Here is a 20552-nt window from a genome sequence, read left to right on the forward strand (position 1 = left end):
TGGGGGTGGCGCCCGGGGGGACCAGGGTCCTGCTCGCCCGCGGCTACGATGTCGCGGTGCTTCCCGTCGTCCTCATCGTCTCGGTGCTCGCCGCCGTGCTCGGCCTGTGGGCTCTGGGCTTCACGATCGCGAACCGTCCCGTCGTCCTCCGTCAGCTCATCGCCGGCGGGGTCGTCGAGGTGGCGCTGATCGTCCAGGGCTTCGTCCTGGCGGCCCACCAGCTCGGGGGCACGGAGCTCACCGACCCGGTGACGCTCTGGGGCTACCTCCTCGTCGCCCTTCTCATCCTTCCCGGGGCCGCCGTCGTCGCTTTCGTCGAGCGCACGCGGTGGAGCTCGGTCGTCCTGACGGTCGCGGCCGTCACCGTCATCATCATGGAGCTGCGGATGTGGCAGTTGTGGCAGGCATGAGCCAGGAACCGTTGCGCACGGCCCCGGCGACCGACGACCGCCCCCCGGCGCGCGGGGCGGGCCTGCTCGTCGTCGCCGTCTACGTGATCTTCGCGCTGGCCGCGACGGCGCGGGCGAGCGTCCAGCTCGTCCGGGACGCCGCCGAGGCACCCCTGGCCTACGGGCTGTCGGGGTTCGCGGCGGTCGTCTACGTCGTCGCCGCCGTCGCCCTGGCGCACAACGGCCGGCGGATGCGACGCATGGCGTGGGTGGCGGTGAGCATCGAGATGCTCGGCGTCCTCGTCGTCGGGACGCTGAGCTTCCTCACCCCCGAGCTCTTCCCGCGCGACACCGTCTGGTCCCACTTCGGCAGCGGGTACGGCTTCGTCCCGCTCGTGCTCCCGGCGCTCGGCCTGTTCTGGCTGTGGCGCTCCAGCCCCGGGCGGGTCGCCCGGGCCAGCGAGAGCCACTGACTCAGCGCGCGAGCTCGCGGTTGAGGGCTCCGGGCCACGCGGGCCCGTTGTAGACGAACGCCGTGTAGGCCTGGAGGAGGTCGGCCCCCGCCGCGAGCATGCGGCGGGCGCCCGCGGCGTCCTCGATGCCCCCGACGCCGATGACGACGGCGTCGGGACCCAGCCGCTCGCGCAGCAGCCGCACGACCTGGACCGCGCGGGTGTGCAACGGGCGCCCGGACAGGCCGCCCGGGCCGTGCTCGTGGGCGATCGTCGTGTTCGTCGCGACGACGCCGGCCAGGCCGGTGGCGTTGACGAGATCAGCCACCGCGGCGACGTCGTCGTCGCTGAGGTCGGGGGCGACCTTGACGAGGACGGGCACGCGGCGGTCCGCGGCGGCGTCGGCCTCGCGCTGGACGGCCTCGAGGATGGGCCGCAGCGCGTCGACGGCCTGCAGGTCACGCAGCCCGGGGGTGTTGGGGGAGGAGACGTTGACCGTGAGGTAGTCGGCCCAGCGGGCGAGCAGGCGCGCGCTCGTCGCGTAGTCCTCGACGGCGTCCTCGACCGGGGTGACCCGCGACTTGCCGATGTTCACGCCGACGACGACGCCCCGGCCGCGGCGCGTGGAGCGCAGCCGGCGCAGCCGCTCGGCGGCGGCGTGGGCGCCCTCGTTGTTGAAGCCCATCCGGTTGACGAGCGCGTGCTCCTGCGGGTGGCGCCACAGCCGCGGGCGGTCGTTGCCCGGCTGCGGGTGGGCCGTGACCGTGCCGACCTCGACGTGCCCGAAGCCGAGCATGTCCATCCCGAGGACGGTCGCGGCGTTCTTGTCCATGCCGGCCGCCAGGCCGAGGACGCCGGGCACCGGCCGGCCGAGCGGGGTGTGCACGCGCCGGCGGGGGCGCCGGCCGAGCGTGGCGCGGACGGCGTGCGACAGGCCCGGCGTGGCGGCGACACCACGGATGAGCCCGAGCGCGAGCTCGTGGGCCCGCTCCGGATCGGTACGGACGAGGACGGTGCGGAAGAGCAGGCCGTAGAGCACCGTCAGGCGATCTTCTCGCCGCGCCGCACCTGGGGCTTGGGCGCGCGCAGGAAACGCGGCTGGAAGAGCCGGGAGAAGGCGTAGATGCCGGTGAACCGCGGGATCTGGTCCTCGCCGAAACGGGCCTTGAGCTTGCGCTTGATGATGACCGAGTAGCCGATGGCGAACGCGAGGGCGATGCCGAAGGCGATGTACATCACGGCCATGCCGATGATCGCGACGTCGGGGAACCGGGTGGCGAAGAACAGCAGGACGATCGAGGCCATCGCGAGCGGCAGGAAGTACTCGCTCGGGCTGAAGTGCGCGTCGACGTAGTCGCGCACCCAGCGGCGCACCGGGCCCTTGTCCCGCGCGGGGAGGTAGCGATCGTCGCCCGTGCGCATCGCCTCCTGCTGCTTGGCGTACAGCTCGTTGCGGCGCCGACGCGCCTCCTGCTTGGCGAGCTTGCGGTCCGTGGGGACGAGCGGACGCTGGTTGCGGGCCTGCGCCTCCTTGCGCTTGGGCGTGGGGCGTCCCTTGCCCACCGCGGGCTGCTCCTCGGGCGCGGGGGCCGGCGGCGGGGTCTGCTTCTTGCTGCGTCCGATCACGCACTAGAGGGTAGTCGACGCCCATGCCCCGAGGGTGCGGCCTTCCGGCCCGCGTGCGCGCCGTCACGCCCCGCGTGAGGATGTGAGACCGACCACCCTGGAAAGGCTCCGGCATGAGCGCCACCGTCCGCGAGGTCGCGCCCGGCGTGCACCTCGTCTCCCACTCCTACGTCAACTGCTACCTCGTCGAGGACGACGACGGCGTCACGCTCGTCGACGCCGGCCTGCCCCGGGTCTGGTACCCGCTCGGGTACGCGCTGCGCCTCCTCGGGCACCGCCCGAGCGACCTGCGCGCCCTCGTCCTCACCCACGCGCACTTCGACCACGTCGGGGTGGCCCGCCGGCTGCAGGACCGGTTCGAGGTGCCGGTGTGGGCGACCGCGGAGGAGCACGAGCTCGCCACCCACCCCTACCGCTACGCCCACGAGAACCCGCGGGCGACCTACCCGCTCGCCCACCCGGCCGCCGTGCCGATCCTCCTGCGGATGGCCCTGTCCGGGGCGCTGCGGGTGAGGGGCACCCGGGCGGCGCGGGTGCTGGAGACCGGCAAGGTCCTCGACGTGCCCGGCCGACCGTACGTCCTGCCCACCCCCGGGCACACGTGGGGGCACGTGGCGCTGCACCTGCCCGACCGTGACGTCGTTCTCACCGGCGACGCGCTCGTCACGCTCGACCCGTACACCGGGGCGACCGGTCCGCGGATCGTCGCGGGCGCGGCGACGGCCGACTCGGCCCTCAACCTCGCCACCCTGGACGCGGTCGCCGCCACCGGCGCACGCACCGTGCTCCCCGGTCACGGCGAGCCGTGGACGCAGGGCGCGCGGCTCGCCGTCGAGCTCGCCCGGGCCGCGGGACCCGCCTGACCCGGCGGCCGCAGGGGGTACGCGGTTAGGCTCTCCCTGTGACCATCGAGGACCTCACCGCCCGTACCGCCGCCGAGTTCCCCCGGATCCGCAGCGACCTCGAGTCGCTCGTGCGCATCCCCAGCATCTCGGCGCCCGCCTTCGACCCCCAGCACCTGGAGGACAGCGCCGCCGCCGTGGCCGAGCTCTTCCGCGGCGCGGGGATGCCCGAGGTGGAGGTCGTCCGCGTCACCGGCCCCGACGGGCGCGCCGGCGCGCCCGCGGTCCTCGCGCACAAGCCCGGCCCGCCCGGGGCCCCGACCGTGCTGCTCTACGCCCACCACGACGTCCAGCCCCCGGGTGAGGCCGCCGGCTGGTCCTCCCCGCCCTTCGAGCCCACCCAGCGGGGGGAGCGGCTCTACGGCCGCGGCGCCGCCGACGACAAGGCCGGGATCATGGCCCACGTCGGTGCGCTGCGCGTCCTCGGGGACGAGCTCGGCGTCGGCGTCACCGTCTTCAGCGAGGGGGAGGAGGAGGTCGGCTCCCCGACCTTCCGCACCTTCCTCGAGACCTACCGCGACCGGCTCGCGGCCGACGTCATCGTCGTCGCGGACTCCACGAACTGGAAGGTCGGTGTCCCCGGCCTCACGACCTCCCTGCGCGGCCTCGTCGACTGCACGGTCGAGCTGTCCGTCCTCGACCACGCCGTGCACTCCGGCATGTTCGGCGGGCCGGTCCTCGACGCGCTCACGCTCATGTCCCGGCTCATCGCCACCCTCCACGACGAGGACGGGAACGTCGCCGTGGCCGGGCTCGTCGCCAGCGACCACGCCGACGTCGACTACCCCGAGGAGGACGTGCGCGCCGACGCCGGCGTGCTCGACGGCGTCCGCCTCGCCGGCACCGGCCCGCTCGCCGCGCGGCTGTGGACCAAGCCGGCACTGTCGGTGATCGGGCTCGACGCGACGAGCGTCGACCACGCCTCCAACACGATCATCCCCTCGGCCCGCGCCAAGCTCTCCATGCGCATCGCACCGGGACAGGACCCGGCGGCCGCCGAGCGCGCCCTGCACGACCACCTCGTGGCGAACGCGCCCTTCGGCGCCCGGGTCGAGGTCCTGCCGGGGGAGACCGGCCAGGCCTTCCAGGCGCCGGAGGACTCCCCGGTCATGCAGGCGGCCCGGTGGGCGTTCGCGACGGCGTGGGGCACCGACCCGGTCGACCTCGGCGTCGGCGGGTCGATCCCGTTCATCGCCGACCTCGCCGAGGTCTACCCCGACGCGGCGATCCTCGTCACCGGCGTGGAGGACCCGGACTCCCGCGCCCACTCCGAGGACGAGTCGGTCCACCTCGGGGAGCTGGAGAAGGTCGTCCTCGCCGAGGCACTCCTCCTCGCCCGCCTGGCCGACACGCTGTGACCCACCCCGCCACCCGTCGGCACCGCCGGCGGGGCGCTGCGGCACGCCCGAGCAGGGAGGGACGCGCGTGCGCCTCCTCGTGAGCCCGGACCGCTTCACCGGCGCCCTCAGCGCCCTGCACGTGGCCGGCGCGCTCGAACGCGGCTGGCTGCGCACCTCGCCGGACGACACCGTGCGGCTCGTGCCGATGTCCGACGGCACCGCGGGCCTGCTCGAGGCCGTCCACGCCGCGCGCGGCGGGCGGCTCGTCTCCGTCACGGTCCGCGGCCCGCTCGGGGAACCGGTGCCCGCGAGCCTCCTCCACGTGTCCGGCGACGCCGGGGGGACCGTCTACGTCGAGGGCTCCCAGGTGCTGGGGCGCCAGCTCACTCCCCCCGGGCAGGAGCTGCGTCACGCCGAGAGCGGCAGCAGCGCCGGCCTCGGTGAGCTGCTGCTCACCGCCCGTGAGCTCGGCGCCGGTCGCGTCGTCGTCGGCCTGGGGGAGGCCGCCACCCACGACGGCGGTGCGGGCCTGGTCCGCGCCCTCGCCGGCGTGCCGGAGGACGCCGACCTCGACGAGCCCGTCGTCGCCGCCGCGCACGCCGCGCTCGACGGCGCGGACGTCGTCGTCGCCGCAGCCTCCCAGGTGCCGCTGCTCGGGCTGCACGGCGCCGGCGCACTGCTCGGCGAGCGGATCGGTCCCGAGCACGCCCAGCGGCTGGACACCGCCCTCGGCGAGCTCGTCGCACGCCTCGACCGCAGCGCCCGGGCGCTGCCCAGGCGCACCTCGCTGCTGCCGGCTCCCGCGGTCGCCCACGGGCACGCCCACGCCGGCGACTCCCACGCCGGGCACTCCCACGGGGGCGGGGGCGCCGCCCGCCCCGGGCGCGCCGACGGGACCGGCACCGGGGGAGGGGCGGCCTACGCCCTCTCCGTCCTCGGCGCGCGGCTGCTGCCCGGACCGGACGTCGTCGCCTCCGCCGTGGGGCTGGCCGAGGAGGTCGCCGACGCCGACCTCGTGCTCACCGGGGCGCCCGTCCTGGACGCCCGCGCGCTCGACTTCTCCGTCGTCGCGACCGTCGGGCGGACCGCGATGGAGCTCGGGCTGCCCGTCGTCGTCCTCGCCGAGGAGGTCCACACCTCCCGGCGGGAGGTTGCCCGGGCCGGTGTCAGCGGGACGTACGAGACCGGTCCGGCCGACCTCGACACGCTGGCGGAATGGGCCTTTCGTCTGGCTCGCACCTGGGCACGCGGAGCGTAGTGTTGACTGGGAACAACCGCGGATCCCTCGTGGTTGAACCAGTTGTACCTGACACCCACCTGCGGAGATCAAGCACATGAGCGAGACGGCCACCACGTCCACCGACGCCGCGACCCACGAGGTCGAACTCACGGACGTCGCAGCGCAGAAGGTCAAGACGCTCCTCGCCCAGGAGGGACGCGACGACCTGCGGCTGCGCATCGCCGTGCAGCCCGGCGGCTGCTCCGGCCTCATCTACCAGCTGTACTTCGACGAGCGGGTCCTCGACGGCGACGCCGTCCGCGACTTCGGTGGCGTCGAGGTCATCGTGGACAAGATGAGCGTCCCGTACCTGTCCGGCGCGACGATCGACTTCGCCGACACGATCGAGAAGCAGGGCTTCACGATCGACAACCCGAACGCCGTCGGCTCCTGCGCCTGCGGCGACTCCTTCCACTGACAGACCGCGCCGGTCCACCGGCGCCCGAGACGGCCCGACCGGGGTGTGCGCGCCACGCGCCCGGCGGGCCGTTTGGCGTCCAAGGGCGGCGTTCGCGGTAGGGTGGCGGTCGGGACGTTGGTCCTGTCTGAAATGCCCTAAAACGCGTCATGTCGGAAGGTTTTCACGTGCGATCACCGTCCACCGGTAACCGCTCGCCCCGCGGTTGGCGACTGGTAGCCCTGGGTCTTGTGGCGGCCCTCACCCTCGCTGGTTGTGCCGAGCTCGGAGCTCCGGAGAACGGGTTCCTCCCGTCCCGGCCCGGGCTGACCGACAAGACCGAGTCGATGATCAACCACTGGAACGGCGCGTGGGTGGCTGCCCTCGCCGTCGCCGTCCTCGTGTGGGGCCTGCTCATCTGGTGCGTCATCGCCTACCGGAAGCGCAAGAACGACAACGCGCTGCCCGTCCAGCTGCGGTACCACATCCCGCTCGAGCTCATGTACACCGTCGTGCCGATCCTCATGATCGGGGTGCTGTACTTCTACACGGTGCAGGTCACGGAGGACTTCACCGAGACCTCCGCCGAGCCGGACCTGCAGATCCAGGCCTACGGCAAGCAGTGGAGCTGGGACTTCAACTACCTCACCGACGGCGTGTACTACGAGGGCGGCCGCGTCCAGCTCACCGGTGAGGAGGGCGTGGAGGAGACCCTGCCGACGCTCTACCTGCCGGTCGGGGAGACCGTGGAGTTCATCGTCGACTCCCGGGACGTCATCCACTCCTTCTGGATCCCCGCCTTCCTCTTCAAGATCGACATGATCCCCGGGAACACGAACGTCTTCCAGGTGACGCCGCAGGAGATCGGCAGCTACCAGGGCAAGTGCGCCGAGCTGTGCGGTGAGTTCCACTCCGAGATGCTCTTCAACGTCGAGGTCGTCGACCGCGAGACCTACGACGCCGAGATGGACGCCCTGCGCGAGGCCGGCTTCGTCGGTGAGCGCGGCGCGGAGTACAACCGCGTGTACGACCAGCGCGGATACCTGCAGGACGGGACGGGAAACAACTGATGGCGACGACCACGAACGAGGCACAGCCGAAGCTCGTCCCCGGCCTGCGGCCCGACCGTCAGAGCCTGGGCCGCACGGTGGTCAGCTGGGTGACCTCCACCGACCACAAGGTCATCGGGTACCTCTACCTCATCACCGCCTTCGTCTTCTTCATCATCGGCGGTCTGCTCGCGCTGGCGATGCGACTGGAGCTCTTCGAGCCCGGCATGGCGCTGTTCCAGTCCAAGGAGCAGTACAACCAGTTCTTCACCATGCACGGCACGATCATGCTGTTCCTCTTCGCGACGCCGCTGTTCACCGGTTTCGGCAACGTGTTCGTGCCCCTGCAGATCGGTGCGCCGGACGTCGCCTTCCCGCGCCTGAACATGTTCAGCTACTGGCTGTTCACCTTCGGTGGGCTCATCGCCGTCGCCGGCTTCCTCACCCCGAAGGGTGCCGCGAGCTTCGGCTGGACCGCCTACACGCCGCTGTCGCTCGAGCCGTTCAGCCCGGGACTCGGTGGCGACCTGTGGGTCGTGGGCATCGCGCTCACCGGTTTCGGCACGATCTTCGGCGCGGTGAACTTCATCGCCACGATCATCACCATGCGCATGCCCGGCATGACGATGTTCCGGATGCCGGTGTTCACCTGGAACATCCTCATCACCTCGCTGCTCGTGCTCATGGCCTTCCCGGTGCTCGCCGCGGCCCTCTTCGGCCTGGCCTACGACCGGATCCTCGGCGGCCAGATCTTCAACCCGGAGAGCGGCGGCGCGCTGCTGTGGCAGCACCTGTTCTGGTTCTTCGGGCACCCCGAGGTCTACGTCATCGCGCTGCCGTTCTTCGGCATCGTCAGCGAGGTCCTGCCGGTCTTCTCCCGCAAGCCGCTCTTCGGCTACAAGGGCCTGGTCTTCGCGACCATCGCCATCGCCGCCCTGTCGATGACCGTGTGGGCCCACCACATGTACACGACCGGTGGCGTGGCGCTGAACTTCTTCGCCCTCATGACCATGCTCATCGCGGTGCCGACCGGCGTGAAGTTCTTCAACTGGATCGGCACGATGTGGCGCGGCAAGCTCACGTTCCAGACGCCGATGCTCTGGGCGATCGGCTTCATGGCGACGTTCCTCTTCGGTGGCGTCACCGGCGTCATCCTCGCCAGCCCGGCGCTGGACTTCCAGGTCCACGACTCCTACTTCGTCGTCGCGCACTTCCACTACACCGTCTTCGGGACCGTGGTGTTCGCGATGTTCGCCGGCTTCTACTTCTGGTGGCCCAAGATGACCGGCCGGATGCTCAACGAGCGTCTCGGCAAGGTCCACTTCTGGATGCTCTTCTTCGGGTTCCACGGCACGTTCCTCATCCAGCACTGGCTGGGCGCCCAGGGCATGCCGCGTCGCTACGCCGACTACATGGTCGAGGACGGCCTCACCACGATGAACCAGGTGTCGACCATCGGCGCCGTGCTGCTCACGCTGTCCACGCTGCCCTTCCTGTGGAACGTCTACGTGACCTCGCGCGGGCCGCGCACGGTCTTCGTCGACGACCCGTGGGGCTTCGGGAACTCCCTGGAGTGGGCGACGAGCTGCCCGCCCCCGCGGCACAACTTCACCTCCCTGCCCCGGATCCGGTCCGAGCGTCCCGCGTTCGACCTGCACCACCCGGAGGTCGCCGCGATGGACCAGGCCGCCGTTCCCGACCAGGGCATCCTCGAGCAGGTGCTGGGCGACGCCCAGCGCACCGGCGGCCCGGACCCGCAGGCAGCACAGTCCGAGCGCGCGGGGAGCACCACCGCCACGCTCGAGCGTGAGGACGACGACGAGAAGGGCAAGGCCTGATGGCACACGACGAGCACGACCGCGCGCCGGGGGAGCCCTCGGCCGCCGACCCCAAGCCGCTGACCGTCGAGAAGTGGACCTTCTCCGCCGGGATGATCTTCTTCCTCCCGATGGCGCTGATCTACGGGTTCTGGAGCGGCTGGGAGCCCGTCGGCACGGTCGCCCTGTTCCTCCTCGTGGGTCTGTACGGCCTCTCCGGCCTCTACCTGTTCCTCCTCGCCAGCCGGGTCGACCCGCGGCCGGAGGACGACCCGACCAGCGACGTCGCCGACCACGCCGGTGAGATGGGCGTCTTCTCCCCGCACTCGTGGTGGCCGCTCGTCCTCGGCTTCGCCGCGGCGGTGTGCTTCGCCAGCCTCGCGATCGGCTGGTGGCTGCTGTTCATCGGCGTCCTGATCGGCGCCGTCGGCCTCGTCGGACACACCTACGAGTTCTCCCGCGGCCAGCACGCCCACTGACGCAGCTCCTCCAGCACGACCCGGATCCCGTCCCCCGCACCCGCGGAGGGCGGGATCGGTCGTTCCACCCCCACCCGCCTCACTCACGCCGAGCGCCGGATCCCGCACATCTCTTCGTTGACGTGTGTGCTCATCAGCGTCCGTACGGCGACGTCTGCTGCTAATTTGTAGCGGTCCCCGACGGAAAGGCTGCACGACCGATGCGATGGAGACTCCCGGTGAGCGCCGCTGTGCTCGCCCTTGCGCTGGCCGGCTGCGGCGCGGACGACGTCCCCGAGGACGCTCCCGCGACGCAGCAGGCGACCCCGGAGGAGAAGACGACCGAGTCCGCGACGGAGACCCCCAAGCCGACGGACACCGCCGAGGAGGGGGCAGCGACGGACGAGGTCCTCGACGAGGTCACCTACACCCTGCCCGGTACCGAGGACGAGGTGACCGTCGGTGTCCTGCCCCTCGAGGTCGAGGGAGACGTCATGACCCTTCGCCTCGTCTTCACGCCGGACTTCGCCTCCGTCAGCGACGACGAACCCGTCAGTGTGTGGGACATGTACCCGGACAACCTCTACAAGTTCCGTCCGGTGCTCGTCGACCGGGAGAACCTCAAGGAGTACTCGCCGATCAGCGACACGGGGATCGACTGGACGGCGGACGCCGGCCAGCTCAGGGCCGTCAACGGTGAGTCCGTCGTGTGGTGGGGCGTGTACGCCGCCCCCGAGGACGACATCGACACCTTCGACCTACGGCTTCGCGACTCCCTGCCCGAGTACACGGGCATCCCGGTCCCGTGAGCGTCCCCAGCCACCGGGCCGGCCGCAGCGCCGCCTGCGCCTTCGCCGCCGTCGCCCTCGCGCTCACCGTCGCTGTCCCGGCGGCCGCCGTGGATGCCCCCGAGGACCTGCCGGCACCCACCCGGCAGCAGCTCGCGGCGTCGGTCCGGGTCTGGTCCGTGGAGGGCAGCGTGAGGACCCTGGAGGCCGTGGCGACGGAGGGCGACCAGACCACGATCTCGCTCGCCAGCGACATCCTCTTCGCCTCGCAGAGCTTCGAGCTGCCGCCCGCTGCCGCCCCGCGCATCGGCGAGCTCCTGGCCGACGTCCCCGAGGGCGCGGCCGTCCAGGTGCACGGGCACACCGACTCCCTCGTCGGCCCGATCCCCAACGACGAGCTCTCCCGCAACCGCGCCCAGGCGGTCGCGGACGTCATCGCCGCCGAGCGGCCCGATCTCGTCCTCGAGGTGGCGGGCTTCGCGGACACCGAGCCCGTCGAGCGGGAGAACCCGGACGACCCGGCCACGTACGCCGCCAACCGGCGCGTGGAGATCGTCTACAGCGGCTGATCCCTGCCCCGGTGCCGGCCCACCGGCACTGTGCCCCACGGCCCGCAGCCCGCAGCCGGTGTGTGCAGGATCCAGCACTCGGCGAGATGGGGTGCGGGCCCATGGCGGTGCGGTGGCCCAGGACGCACGGACGCGGGGGAGACCGCGTCGGGGAGGTACGACGAAGGGCCCGGCACCGTCGGTGCCGGGCCCTTCGTCGTACGTCTCAGACGGCGGGGACGATGAGACCCGAGGTCTGCGTGCGGGCGCGCTCGAGGCGAGCCGCGACGTCCTGCCAGTTGACGATGTTCCAGAACGCCTTGACGTAGTCCGCCTTGACGTTGAGGTAGTCGAGGTAGAAGGCGTGCTCCCACATGTCGAGCATGAGCACGGGGGTCAGACCGAGCGGCACGTTGCCCTGCTGGTCGAACAGCTGGAAGATCGAGAGCTTCTGGCCGATGCTGTCCCACGCGAGGACGGACCAGCCGGAGCCCTGGATGCTCGTGGCGTTGGCGGCGAACTGCGCCTTGAAGCCCTCGAAGGAGCCGAGCTGGTCCTTGATGGCCTCGGCGAGCTCACCCTCGGGCTCACCGCCGCCCTCCGGGGAGAGGTTGTTCCAGAAGACGGTGTGGTTGACGTGGCCGCCGAGGTTGAACGCGAGGTTCTTCTCGTAGAGGTTGATCGCGGCGTTGTCCCCGGACTCGCGGGCCTCGGCGAGCTTGTCCAGCGCGGTGTTCGCACCGTCGACGTACGTCTTGTGGTGACGGTCGTGGTGCAGCTCCATGATCTTGCCGCTGATGTGCGGCTCGAGGGCGCTGTAGTCGTACGGGAGATCCGGCAGGGTGTACACGGGCATAGATCCTCCTCATCTGGTCCCGGTGCGGGATGCACCGGGTCGACACACGACATGTGCCCGGCGCGGGCGCCGGGCACATGTCGAGCTCATATCAGTCCAACCTACGACGACGCCGGGGTGTTCCGCTCGTCACGGCCGCTCGTGATCGCAGCGGGCTCGTCCTGCTCCGGACGGTCGAACGCCGCGCGCAGACCGCCGTCCTCCTCGATCGCCGTCTCCTCGCCGTCGTGACCGCCGTGGGCGGCCATCTCCTCGGCGAGCTCGACCGGGGTGACCGGCTCGATGCGGTCCTCGTAGAAGAAGCGGGACAGGCGCTGACGCTGCTTGTCCTTCTCGTACCCGGGGCGGCGGACACCGTTCTCGTCCTCCGCCGGGTCGATCTCGACCATGCGGTCCGCGTCGTAGGAGACGAGCACCCAGCGCTCGTCGTCGTCCAGCGGCTGGTGCACCTCGAGGTACTGACCCGAGGGCATCCGCACGATGCGGCCGGTCTCGTGGCCGTGCAGCGCGAGCTCGCGGTCACGGCGCTGCAGCGACAGGCAGATCCGCTTGGTGATCCAGAACGCGAACACCGGGGCGACGAAGAACATGATCCGCAGGAACCACGTGATCCCGTTGAGCGACAGCTCGAAGTGCGTGGCGAGGATGTCGTTCGCGCCGGCGACGTTGAGCACCATGAAGGCGGTGATGACGGCGACGCCGGTGGCGGTCCGGACCGGGGCGTTGCGGGGACGGTCCAGGACGTGGTGCTCGCCGCGGTCCTTGGTCACGGCCGCCTCGACGAAGGGCCAGACGGCGAGGAGCGTGAAGAGGACGCCGGGGATGACCACACCGGGGATGAGGATGTTCAGCGACAGCGTGTAGCCGCCGATGACGAACTCCGGCCATCCCGGCATGAGCCGCAGGCCACCCTCGAGGAAGAGCATGTACCAGTCGGGCTGGGCACCGGCACCCACCGGGCTCGGGTCGTACGGGCCGTGGATCCACACCGGGTTGATCGACACGAGGGCGCCGAGCAGGGCGATGAAGCCGAAGACGACGAAGAAGAACCCGCCGGCCTTGGCGGCGTAGACCGGGAGAACCGGGTAGCCGACGACGTTCTTCTCGGTGCGGCCCGGTCCGGGGTACTGGGTGTGCTTGTGGACCACCACGAGGACGAGGTGGATCGTCACCAGGGCGACGATGAGCGCCGGCACGAGCAGGATGTGCACAGTGAAGAGCCGCGGGATGATGTCGACGCCCGGGAACTCCCCGCCGAAGAGGGCGAGGGAGACGTAGGAGCCGATGATCGGGATCGAGCGGGCGACGCCGTCGGCGATGCGCAGTCCGTTGCCGGACAGGACGTCGTCGGGCAGGGAGTAGCCGGAGAAGCCGGCGAGCAGCGCGAGGATGAGCAGCGTGAAGCCGATGACCCAGTTGAGCTCGCGAGGCTTGCGGAAGGCGCCGGTGAAGAAGACGCGGAGCATGTGCGCCACGATCGCCGCGACGAACAGCAGTGCGGCCCAGTGGTGGATCTGGCGCATGAGGAGGCCGCCGCGGACCTCGAAGGACAGGCGCAGCGTCGAGGCGAACGCCTCGGACATGCCCACGCCCTGCATGGTGACGGGCAGCTGGTCCTCGGGGTAGGTGACGTGCCCCATGCTCGGCACGAAGTACATCGTGAGGAAGAACCCGCTGAGGACGAGCACGATGAAGCTGTAGAGCGCGATCTCCCCGAGCATGAAGCTCCAGTGGTCCGGGAAGACCTTGCGGGCGAACTCACGCACCACCTTGCCGACGCCGGTGCGGCGGTCGAGGTAGTCGGCGACCGGGGCCGCCTTGTTCAGTGCCTTGCGGGTGTCGGAATGCGTCGGCGTCGCGGTGCTCATCGGTCACGCTCCCAGAAGCTCGGGCCCACCGGTTCGTGGAAGTCGGAGCGGGCGACGAGGTAGCCATCGGTGTCGACGGTGATCGGCAGCTGCGGCAGAGCGCGCTTGGCCGGACCGAAGACGACCTTCGCCTCGTCGGCGAGGTCGAACGTCGACTGGTGGCAGGGGCACAGCAGGTGGTGCGTCTGCTGCTCGTAGAGCGCGACCGGGCACCCGACGTGGGTGCAGACCTTGGAGTACGCGACGATCCCGTCGTAGCTCCAGTCACGCCGCTCGGGGGAGACGGCGAGCTCGTTGGGGTCGATGCGCGTCATGAAGACGACGGCCTTGGCCTTCTCCTCGAGGTAGTGCTCCTCGTCGGGCAGGCCGTGGGGGATGACCGCGAAGGCGGAGCCGATCGTCACGTCGGCAGCCCGGATGGGGCGGTCGTCGGGGTCGGTGGCCAGGCGGCGACCGACGGAGCCGTCGGGCAGGAGCCCGCCGGTGCCCTCGGGCACGTCGCCCCAGGCGGTGTGCCGGAAGCGGTTGACGTCCCAGGTGTTCGACAGGCCGCCGACGAGCGGCACGACGAAGGGCAGCGGAGCGAGAGCGGCGGCACCGACGAGGGCGCCCTTGAGCACCGGACGGCGCCCGATGCGGGACTCCTCGATGCCGGTGGCGATCTGCTCGACGGCCTCCTCGCGGACCTCGGGGGAGGACGGGATGGGCTTGCGCTTCTCGACGCGCTCGGTGTTGTCCATGAGGGCCTTGGCCCAGTGCGCTGCGGCGATACCGATGCCGAGCATCCCCAGGCCCAGGCCCAGGCCGATCACCAGCGTCGAGAGGCGCACGTCCATGAGGGTCGTGCCGACGGGGATCGCGAAGTAGCCGACGACGCCCACGACGGACGCGAGGATCGAGACGAGGAGGATGGCGACGACCTGGCGCTCGACGCGCTTGGCGTTCTTCTCACTGCGGTCGGCGAGCCGGATCTGGTGCGGCTCGAGGCCGGGGTCCTGGAACTGCTCGGGCACGTCGGACGCGTGTGCGCCGCCAGTGGTCAGCTCCCCCGGGGGACGGTTCGTGCTCACGAGGACCTTGCTCCAATCCAGACGGCGAGACCGATGAGGCCGCCGATTCCGACGATCCACACCCAGAAGCCCTCGGAGACGGGGCCGAGGTTGCCCAGGCTGATGCCGCCCGGGTCGACCTCACGCTGCTCCATCACGTAGGCGATGACGTCACGCGCGCCCTGGTCGGTGATGGCCGCCTCGTTGAAGACCGGCATCGACTGCGGGCCCGTGCGCAGGGCCTCCCAGATCTGGGTGGGGGTGGCCTCGTCGAGGGGCGGGGCCACCTTGCCCTCGGTCAGCGCGCCGCCGGCGCCGACGGCGTTGTGGCACATCGAGCAGTTGGCACGGAAGAGCTCCATGCCGGAGGCGGCGTTGCCCTCCTCGGGGTTCACCTGCTGCGCGGAGGGGATGGCCGGACCGGGGCCGAGGGCGGCGACGTACGCGGCGAGCGCGTAGGTCTGCTCCTCGTCCATCATCGGGTCCTTGCGCTCCGCCTGCGGGGAGTTGTTCGCCATGGGCATGCGCCCCGTCGAGACCTGGAAGTGGACCGAGGCGGCGCCCACGCCGACCAGCGACGGCGCGAGGTCGGTCCCCTGGGCGTTGAGTCCGTGGCAGGTCGAGCAGTTCGACCGGAACAGCGCCTCGCCCTCCTCGATCTCCTCCTGGCTGGCCGTCTGCGCTGTGGCCGGCTCGGAGGTGACGGCTGAGTACGCCACCCCCGTCAGGATCAGGGCCAGGAGCAGGAGGATGACCGGCGCGAGCCGGTGCCTCCTGCTGGCGGCGAGTGCCTTCACGGTGTTGTGTCCTTGTCTGACTTCGTGGATGGACGGGGCAGGATCGCGCACGACCTCAGTTGAAGAGCTCGAGGAAGTAGATGATGAAGAACATCGCGACCCAGACGACGTCGACGAAGTGCCAGTAGTACGACACGACGACGGCGCCGGTGGCCTCGAGGTGGCCGAAGCGGTTGGCGGCGAAGGACCGCCCGAGGATGAGGAGGAAGGCGACGAGGCCGCCGATCACGTGCAGGGCGTGGAAGCCGGTCATGATGTAGAAGACCGAGCCGTACGGGCTGGAGGACACGGTGAGGCCGTGGGAGACGAGCTCGGCGTACTCGAACATCTGGCCGGCGACGAAGAAGGCGCCCATGATGAAGGTGAGGATGAACCACTCCTCCATGCCCCACTTGCGCACGTCGAGCAGGGAGCCGGTGCGGCGCGGCTGGAAGCGCTCGGCGGCGAAGACACCCATCTGCGCCGTCACGGAGCTCGCGACGAGGACCGCGGTGATCGTCAGCGCCCACGGGATGTTCAGCAGGACGTAGTTCTCCTGCCAGATGTCCCCAGACACCGACCGGTGCGTGAAGTACATGGCGAAGAGCCCGGCGAAGAACATGAGCTCGCTGGACAGCCAGACGATGGTCCCGACCGACACGGCGTTGGGTCGGTTGACGTTCACGTGGGGGGCGCTCGGAGCAGCCGTAGTAGACGACACAGTCGCCATTATGGCCTGAAACTGGGGACGTTTGACCATTCCGCCACGCTGCGGTTCGCCTCGTCGCCCACCATGAGGCTAGGTCTTCCGCGGCATGCCGCGCCTGAGCCTTTGGTCCCAGGTCCCGCGGGTAGCGACACGCCGGGAACGGGTGTGTCCTATTCGTCCTGATCCTCCCTGGCGCCCCGCCCGGTGGGGCTGTCCGCGTCCGGCGTCCCGCGCGACTACGATGCGGGGAGGCCACCGTGTCCGTCGGTGTGCCCGAAACGATCTTGGAGGACCGACGATGACGCCCGCGCAGCCCGACGCAGCCGCGACCACCGCCACCGACGTCGTGGACGTGCTGCTCTACAGCGACGACGTCACCACGCGTGAGCAGGTGCGCCGGGCCGTCGGGCGCCGGGCGGCGGCGGACCTGCCGCTCATCCGCTGGACCGAGGTGGCCACGCACGAGGCCGCCGTCGCCCAGGCGATGGACGGGGGCTTCGCGCTCCTCGTGCTCGACGGCGAGGCGGCCAAGGCCGGCGGCGTCGCCGTGAGCCGCCAGCTGAAGAACGAGATGTACGAGTGCCCGCCGGTCCTCGTGCTCACCGCGCGCCCGCAGGACGCGTGGCTCGCCACCTGGGCGCAGGCGGACGCCGTCGTCCAGGCGCCCATCGACCCGTTCAAGATCCAGGAGGCTGTCGCCGGGCTGCTGCGCGCTGGCGGCCGGCGGTGACGCCCGAGGGCGGCGAGCCGGCCGGCCTCACCTGGGCCGACCTCATCACCTCCCTCGTCGGGGGCGAGCACCTCACCGCGGAGCAGACCGGCTGGGCGATGGACCAGGTGATGTCCGGGCTCGCCAGCCCGGTCCAGCTCGCCGGGTTCCTCGTGGCGCTGCGCGCGAAGGGGGAGACGGTCGCCGAGCTCACCGGCCTCGCCGACGTCATGCTCGCCCACTCGGTCCCGGTCGACCTGCCCGACGACGTCGTCGACATCGTCGGCACCGGCGGTGACCGCGCCCGCACGGTGAACATCTCGACGATGTCGTCCCTCGTCGTCGCCGGCACCGGGGTGCCCGTGGTCAAGCACGGGAACCGCGCGTCGAGCTCGGCGAGCGGCTCGGCCGACGTCCTCGAGCAGCTCGGGGTGCGCCTGGACATGACCGTGCCCCAGGTGGAGGCGACGTTCCGTGAGGTGGGCATCACCTTCTGCTTCGCCACCGCCTTCCACCCCTCGATGCGCCACGCCGCGATCGCGCGCCGGGAGCTCGCGGTGAGCACGGCCTTCAACGTCCTCGGGCCGCTGACCAACCCCGCGCGGCCACGGGCGGCCGCGATCGGGGTGGCCGACCGGCGCATCGCCCCGCTCGTCGCGGGCGTGCTCGCCGGCCGCGGGGTGCGGGCGCTCGTGTTCCGCGGCGAGGACGGTCTCGACGAGCTGACGACGACGGCGCCCAGCCGGATCTGGGAGGTCGCCGACGGCGAGGTCACCGAGCACCTCCTCGACACCCGCGAGGTCTTCGGGCTGGCGCCCGCGACCATCGAGGACCTGCGCGGCGCGGACGCCACCTTCAACGCCGGCGTCGCGCGCGACCTGCTCGACGGCGCGACCGGCCCCGTGCGTGACGCCGTCGTGCTCAACTCGGCGGCGGCGCTGGTCGCCTACGGCACCCTGCCGGGCACCGGCCCGGAGTCCGGCGACCTGGTCGACCGGCTGCGCGCCGGCATGGTCCTCGCGGAGGCGGCGATCGACGACGGCCGCGCCCGCGCCGCCCTCGACCGGTGGGTGGCGGCCGGCGCTCGGCGCTGAGCAGACCACCACGCCATGATTGAGCCGGCGGGACCCCGCCGGCACAGCGACGAAGGAGACCCCGATGCTCACCGCCATCGTCCTCATCGACACCGACGCGGACCGCGTTCCCGAGGTCGCCCAGGAGGTGGCCGAGCTCGACGGGATCAGTGAGGTCTACTCGGTGACCGGCGACGTCGACCTCATCGCGATCGCCCGGGTGGCGCGCCACGAGGACCTCGCCGACGTCGTCGCCGACCAGGTGGGCAAGGTGCGCGGCGTCAACAACACCCGGACCTACATCGCCTTCCAGTCCTACTCCCGCCACGACCTGGAAGCCGCCTTCTCCATCGGCCTCGGCGACTGACCCACGGCCCCACCCACCCCCCCCTCGCGACAGCCGACTTCTGCGCGAGAGCGGAGTTCCGCGCGAGAGCCGACTTCTGCACGAGAGCGGAGTTCCGCGCGAGAGCCGACTTCTGCACGAGAGCGGAGTTCCGCGCGAGAGCCGACTTGTTCGCGACAGCCGACTTCTGCACGAGCGGACTTCTGCGCGCGACCCGAGCGGTCGCGTGGGCGCCGCCAGGCGGAGCAGCGCTCGGCGTGAGTCCTCACGCGGCGGGCCGGCCCTCGGTCCCCGCCGGTACGCCGTGACCTCGTCGGGTCAGGACGTCGGCGGGACCGGGTACTTCGCCGCGCCGTCGACGGGGTAGGCGAGCGGCTCGGCGGACTCGGCGAGCCGCACGAGACGCGTGTCCGGGTGGTCGATCCAGTCGGCGACGAGCTCGGTCTCCTCCGAGCTCGCGGCCCCCATCGCGGACGTGGGCGGGGGGACGTCCTCACCCGTGGCGACGAGCGCCTCGATGGCCGGCATGGGGTTGACCCCGCGGGGCACGGTCGAGGTTCCCGCGAGGCGTCCGTACCGGACGAGGACGATCTCCCACCCGCCGCTCGGTGCGCGCCGGGCTGCGACGAGCTCGGGGCAGCGCCACAGCGGGCGCAGCCGCTGGGCACGCCGGGCGGCTACGAGGAACGCCCGCAGCCGGTCGCGCTCGGCGGCGGCCTCCTCGTAGCGCTGCTGGGCGGCGAGGTTACCGATGCGCGAGCGCAGTGCCGTGACGACCGGCCCGGCGGCGGTGGTGAGCCCGCTGCGCACGTCGCCGACGATCCCGGCGTACGCCTCGACGCTCTGCCCGCCGGTGCACGGCGCGCCGCAGCGCCCCATCTCGGCGAGGGCGCAGGCGCGCGCGTCCACCCGGGCGAGGGCGGGGAGCCGTTGGGTGCACCGCCGCAGCGCGAAGGCCTCCTGCAGCGCCTCGAGGGCGGACTGCGCGGCGGCGCGCGAGTGGAACGGGCCCAGGGCGTCGCTGGTGCCCGCCGGCACCGAGCGGACGATGGACAGCCGGGGGAAGGGCTCGTCGGTGAGCCGGATCCAGGGGCGTCGGTCCGGGCGACGCGACCGGCGGTTGTACGGGGGGTCGAGCTCGGCGATGAGACGGAGCTCGCGCACGGAGGCCTCGAGGTCGGTGGCGCACGGGATCGTGCGCACCTCCTGGGTGAGGTCGAGCATCTCCCCGATGCGCTTGCGCTTCTCCGCAGCCGTGAAGTACGACCGCACCCGGCGGCGCAGGTTGACCGCCTTGCCGACGTACAGCACCTCCTTGCCCGGGCCGATGAACTGGTAGACGCCGGGGCTGCTGGGAAGGCCGTCGGCGAGCGTGGACTTGCGCCGCCGCCGGTGGGGGACGGGGTCCGCGATGGTCGCGAGGTCCTCGAGGTGGGTGGCGCCGAGCGGCGCGAGGCGCCCGAGCAGGCCGTGGAGGACGTCGACGGTGGCGCGCGCGTCGTGGAGCGCGCGGTGGTCGGGGCTGGTGGTCGCTCCGAAGAGCGCGGCGAGGGTGCCGAGCTTGTGGTTGGGTGCCTCGTCCTTCGTGACGACGGTCCGGGCGAGGGCGACCGTGTCGACGATCGTGGGGGAGGGCCAGGTGAGGTCGAGCCGGTTCGCCGCCGCCCGCAGGAACCCGACGTCGAACCGTGCGTTGTGGGCGACGAGCACGGTCGTGGGACCGAAGCCGGCGAACTCGAGGAACGAGGGCAGGACCTCCCCGATGCGCGGGGCGCCGACGAGCATCGCGTCGGTGATGCCGGTGAGCACGGTGATCATCGGGGGGACGGGGGACCCTGGGTCGACGAGGGTCTGGAACTCCCCGAGCACCTCGCCCCCGCGCACCTTGACCGCGCCGACCTCGGTGATCTCGCACTGGGTGGGCGACCCGCCCGTGGTCTCGAGGTCGACGACGACGAAGGTCACCTCGGACAGCGGGAGGCCGAGCTCGTCGAAGCCGATCTGGAGCGGCGCGCCGGTTCCCGCGCGGGCGGGTCCGTCGAGCTCGAGGCGGCCGCCGGGGGCGGGAGCGAGGAGGTTCGCGGTCACGACGACGACGCTACGTCGGGCCACCGACATCGC

22 protein-coding genes are annotated in these 20552 nt (G+C 71.7%); 14 read left to right on the forward strand and 8 right to left on the reverse strand.

The window, feature by feature from the left end; translation table 11 throughout:
- Positions 1–56 precede the first annotated feature (56 nt).
- Together FHE66_RS03040 and FHE66_RS03045 are read left to right on the forward strand one after the other, a co-directional pair.
- Entirely contained in the window at positions 57–410 is a 354-nt protein-coding gene (locus FHE66_RS03040) for a hypothetical protein (protein WP_139071519.1), read from the forward strand.
- Positions 407–862, forward strand: a complete 456-nt coding sequence (locus FHE66_RS03045; protein WP_139071520.1) for a hypothetical protein — start codon at positions 407–409, stop codon at positions 860–862. Before FHE66_RS03040 ends, FHE66_RS03045 begins: the two co-directional genes overlap by 4 nt.
- 1 nt (position 863) lies before the next feature.
- Here the strand turns inward: FHE66_RS03045 and FHE66_RS03050 are convergent, their stop codons facing one another.
- A complete protein-coding gene (locus tag FHE66_RS03050; protein ID WP_218013601.1) occupies positions 864–1886 on the reverse strand; it encodes a quinone-dependent dihydroorotate dehydrogenase in 1023 nt (340 codons plus the stop codon).
- Positions 1883–2467 (reverse strand): DUF3043 domain-containing protein, encoded by a 585-nt coding sequence (locus FHE66_RS03055; RefSeq protein WP_139071522.1) that lies wholly within the window; start codon positions 2465–2467, stop codon positions 1883–1885. Before FHE66_RS03055 ends, FHE66_RS03050 begins: the two co-directional genes overlap by 4 nt.
- Positions 2468–2580: 113 nt before the next feature.
- Here FHE66_RS03055 and FHE66_RS03060 point away from each other — a divergent pair, with 113 nt between their 5' ends.
- From FHE66_RS03060 to FHE66_RS03105, 9 genes are all read left to right on the forward strand, one after another.
- The gene (locus FHE66_RS03060; RefSeq protein WP_139071523.1) at positions 2581–3330 is read left to right on the forward strand and encodes an MBL fold metallo-hydrolase; all 750 of its coding nucleotides are present in this window, start codon (positions 2581–2583) and stop codon (positions 3328–3330) included.
- Between the two features lie 38 nt (positions 3331–3368).
- A complete protein-coding gene (locus FHE66_RS03065; protein WP_139071524.1) occupies positions 3369–4727 on the forward strand; it encodes a dipeptidase in 1359 nt (452 codons plus the stop codon).
- A gap of 67 nt (positions 4728–4794) precedes the next feature.
- A complete protein-coding gene (locus tag FHE66_RS03070; protein ID WP_139071525.1) occupies positions 4795–5967 on the forward strand; it encodes a glycerate kinase in 1173 nt (390 codons plus the stop codon).
- A 76-nt stretch (positions 5968–6043) separates the two neighbouring features.
- The gene (erpA, locus tag FHE66_RS03075; RefSeq protein ID WP_139071526.1) at positions 6044–6406 is read left to right on the forward strand and encodes an iron-sulfur cluster insertion protein ErpA; all 363 of its coding nucleotides are present in this window, start codon (positions 6044–6046) and stop codon (positions 6404–6406) included.
- A gap of 230 nt (positions 6407–6636) precedes the next feature.
- Positions 6637–7455 carry a cytochrome c oxidase subunit II gene (coxB, locus tag FHE66_RS03085; protein ID WP_230976377.1) on the forward strand — a complete coding sequence of 273 codons (819 nt, stop codon included), beginning with the start codon at positions 6637–6639 and terminating at the stop codon, positions 7453–7455.
- Positions 7455–9272 carry a cytochrome c oxidase subunit I gene (ctaD, locus tag FHE66_RS03090; RefSeq protein ID WP_139071528.1) on the forward strand — a complete coding sequence of 606 codons (1818 nt, stop codon included), beginning with the start codon at positions 7455–7457 and terminating at the stop codon, positions 9270–9272. The genes coxB and ctaD overlap by 1 nt, the downstream gene beginning before the upstream one ends.
- Positions 9272–9730: a cytochrome c oxidase subunit 4 gene (locus FHE66_RS03095; RefSeq protein WP_139071529.1), complete on the forward strand. Its 459-nt coding sequence runs from the start codon at positions 9272–9274 to the stop codon at positions 9728–9730. The genes ctaD and FHE66_RS03095 overlap by 1 nt, the downstream gene beginning before the upstream one ends.
- Before the next feature lie 218 nt (positions 9731–9948).
- Complete coding sequence (locus FHE66_RS03100; protein ID WP_139071530.1) at positions 9949–10518, forward strand: hypothetical protein; 570 nt, start codon at positions 9949–9951, stop codon at positions 10516–10518.
- Positions 10515–11066, forward strand: coding sequence for an OmpA family protein (locus FHE66_RS03105; RefSeq protein ID WP_176554623.1), 552 nt, complete (start codon positions 10515–10517; stop codon positions 11064–11066). Before FHE66_RS03100 ends, FHE66_RS03105 begins: the two co-directional genes overlap by 4 nt.
- Positions 11067–11271: 205 nt before the next feature.
- Here FHE66_RS03105 and FHE66_RS03110 read toward each other — a convergent pair whose 3' ends face one another.
- From FHE66_RS03110 to FHE66_RS03130, 5 genes are all read right to left on the reverse strand, one after another.
- The gene (locus FHE66_RS03110; RefSeq protein ID WP_139071532.1) at positions 11272–11901 is read right to left on the reverse strand and encodes a superoxide dismutase; all 630 of its coding nucleotides are present in this window, start codon (positions 11899–11901) and stop codon (positions 11272–11274) included.
- Between the two features lie 101 nt (positions 11902–12002).
- On the reverse strand, positions 12003–13769 hold the full coding sequence (locus tag FHE66_RS03115; protein ID WP_139071533.1) for a cytochrome bc complex cytochrome b subunit: 1767 nt from the start codon (positions 13767–13769) through the stop codon (positions 12003–12005).
- Positions 13766–14839: a ubiquinol-cytochrome c reductase iron-sulfur subunit gene (locus FHE66_RS03120; protein WP_230976376.1), complete on the reverse strand. Its 1074-nt coding sequence runs from the start codon at positions 14837–14839 to the stop codon at positions 13766–13768. The genes FHE66_RS03115 and FHE66_RS03120 overlap by 4 nt, the downstream gene beginning before the upstream one ends.
- Positions 14836–15615: a c-type cytochrome gene (locus tag FHE66_RS03125; RefSeq protein ID WP_139071534.1), complete on the reverse strand. Its 780-nt coding sequence runs from the start codon at positions 15613–15615 to the stop codon at positions 14836–14838. Before FHE66_RS03125 ends, FHE66_RS03120 begins: the two co-directional genes overlap by 4 nt.
- 55 nt (positions 15616–15670) lie before the next feature.
- Complete coding sequence (locus FHE66_RS03130) at positions 15671–16324, reverse strand: heme-copper oxidase subunit III (protein WP_139071535.1); 654 nt, start codon at positions 16322–16324, stop codon at positions 15671–15673.
- Positions 16325–16601: 277 nt separating this feature from the next.
- On the opposite strand from FHE66_RS03130, the gene FHE66_RS03135 reads away from it, so the two are divergent.
- The 3 genes from FHE66_RS03135 (at position 16602) to FHE66_RS03145 (ending at position 18452) form a co-directional block, all read left to right on the forward strand.
- Positions 16602–17033, forward strand: coding sequence for a response regulator transcription factor (locus FHE66_RS03135; protein WP_139071536.1), 432 nt, complete (start codon positions 16602–16604; stop codon positions 17031–17033).
- Complete coding sequence (gene trpD / locus FHE66_RS03140; RefSeq protein WP_139071537.1) at positions 17030–18106, forward strand: anthranilate phosphoribosyltransferase; 1077 nt, start codon at positions 17030–17032, stop codon at positions 18104–18106. The genes FHE66_RS03135 and trpD overlap by 4 nt, the downstream gene beginning before the upstream one ends.
- A 64-nt stretch (positions 18107–18170) precedes the next feature.
- Positions 18171–18452: an Lrp/AsnC family transcriptional regulator gene (locus tag FHE66_RS03145; protein ID WP_139071538.1), complete on the forward strand. Its 282-nt coding sequence runs from the start codon at positions 18171–18173 to the stop codon at positions 18450–18452.
- 297 nt (positions 18453–18749) lie between these two features.
- Here FHE66_RS03145 and FHE66_RS03150 read toward each other — a convergent pair whose 3' ends face one another.
- Positions 18750–20519 (reverse strand): DEDD exonuclease domain-containing protein, encoded by a 1770-nt coding sequence (locus tag FHE66_RS03150; protein ID WP_369692751.1) that lies wholly within the window; start codon positions 20517–20519, stop codon positions 18750–18752.
- Positions 20520–20552 lie beyond the last annotated feature (33 nt).

It is taken from the genome of Georgenia sp. 311, from assembly GCF_006151955.1.
Lineage (GTDB): Bacteria > Actinomycetota > Actinomycetes > Actinomycetales > Actinomycetaceae > Oceanitalea > Oceanitalea wutianyii.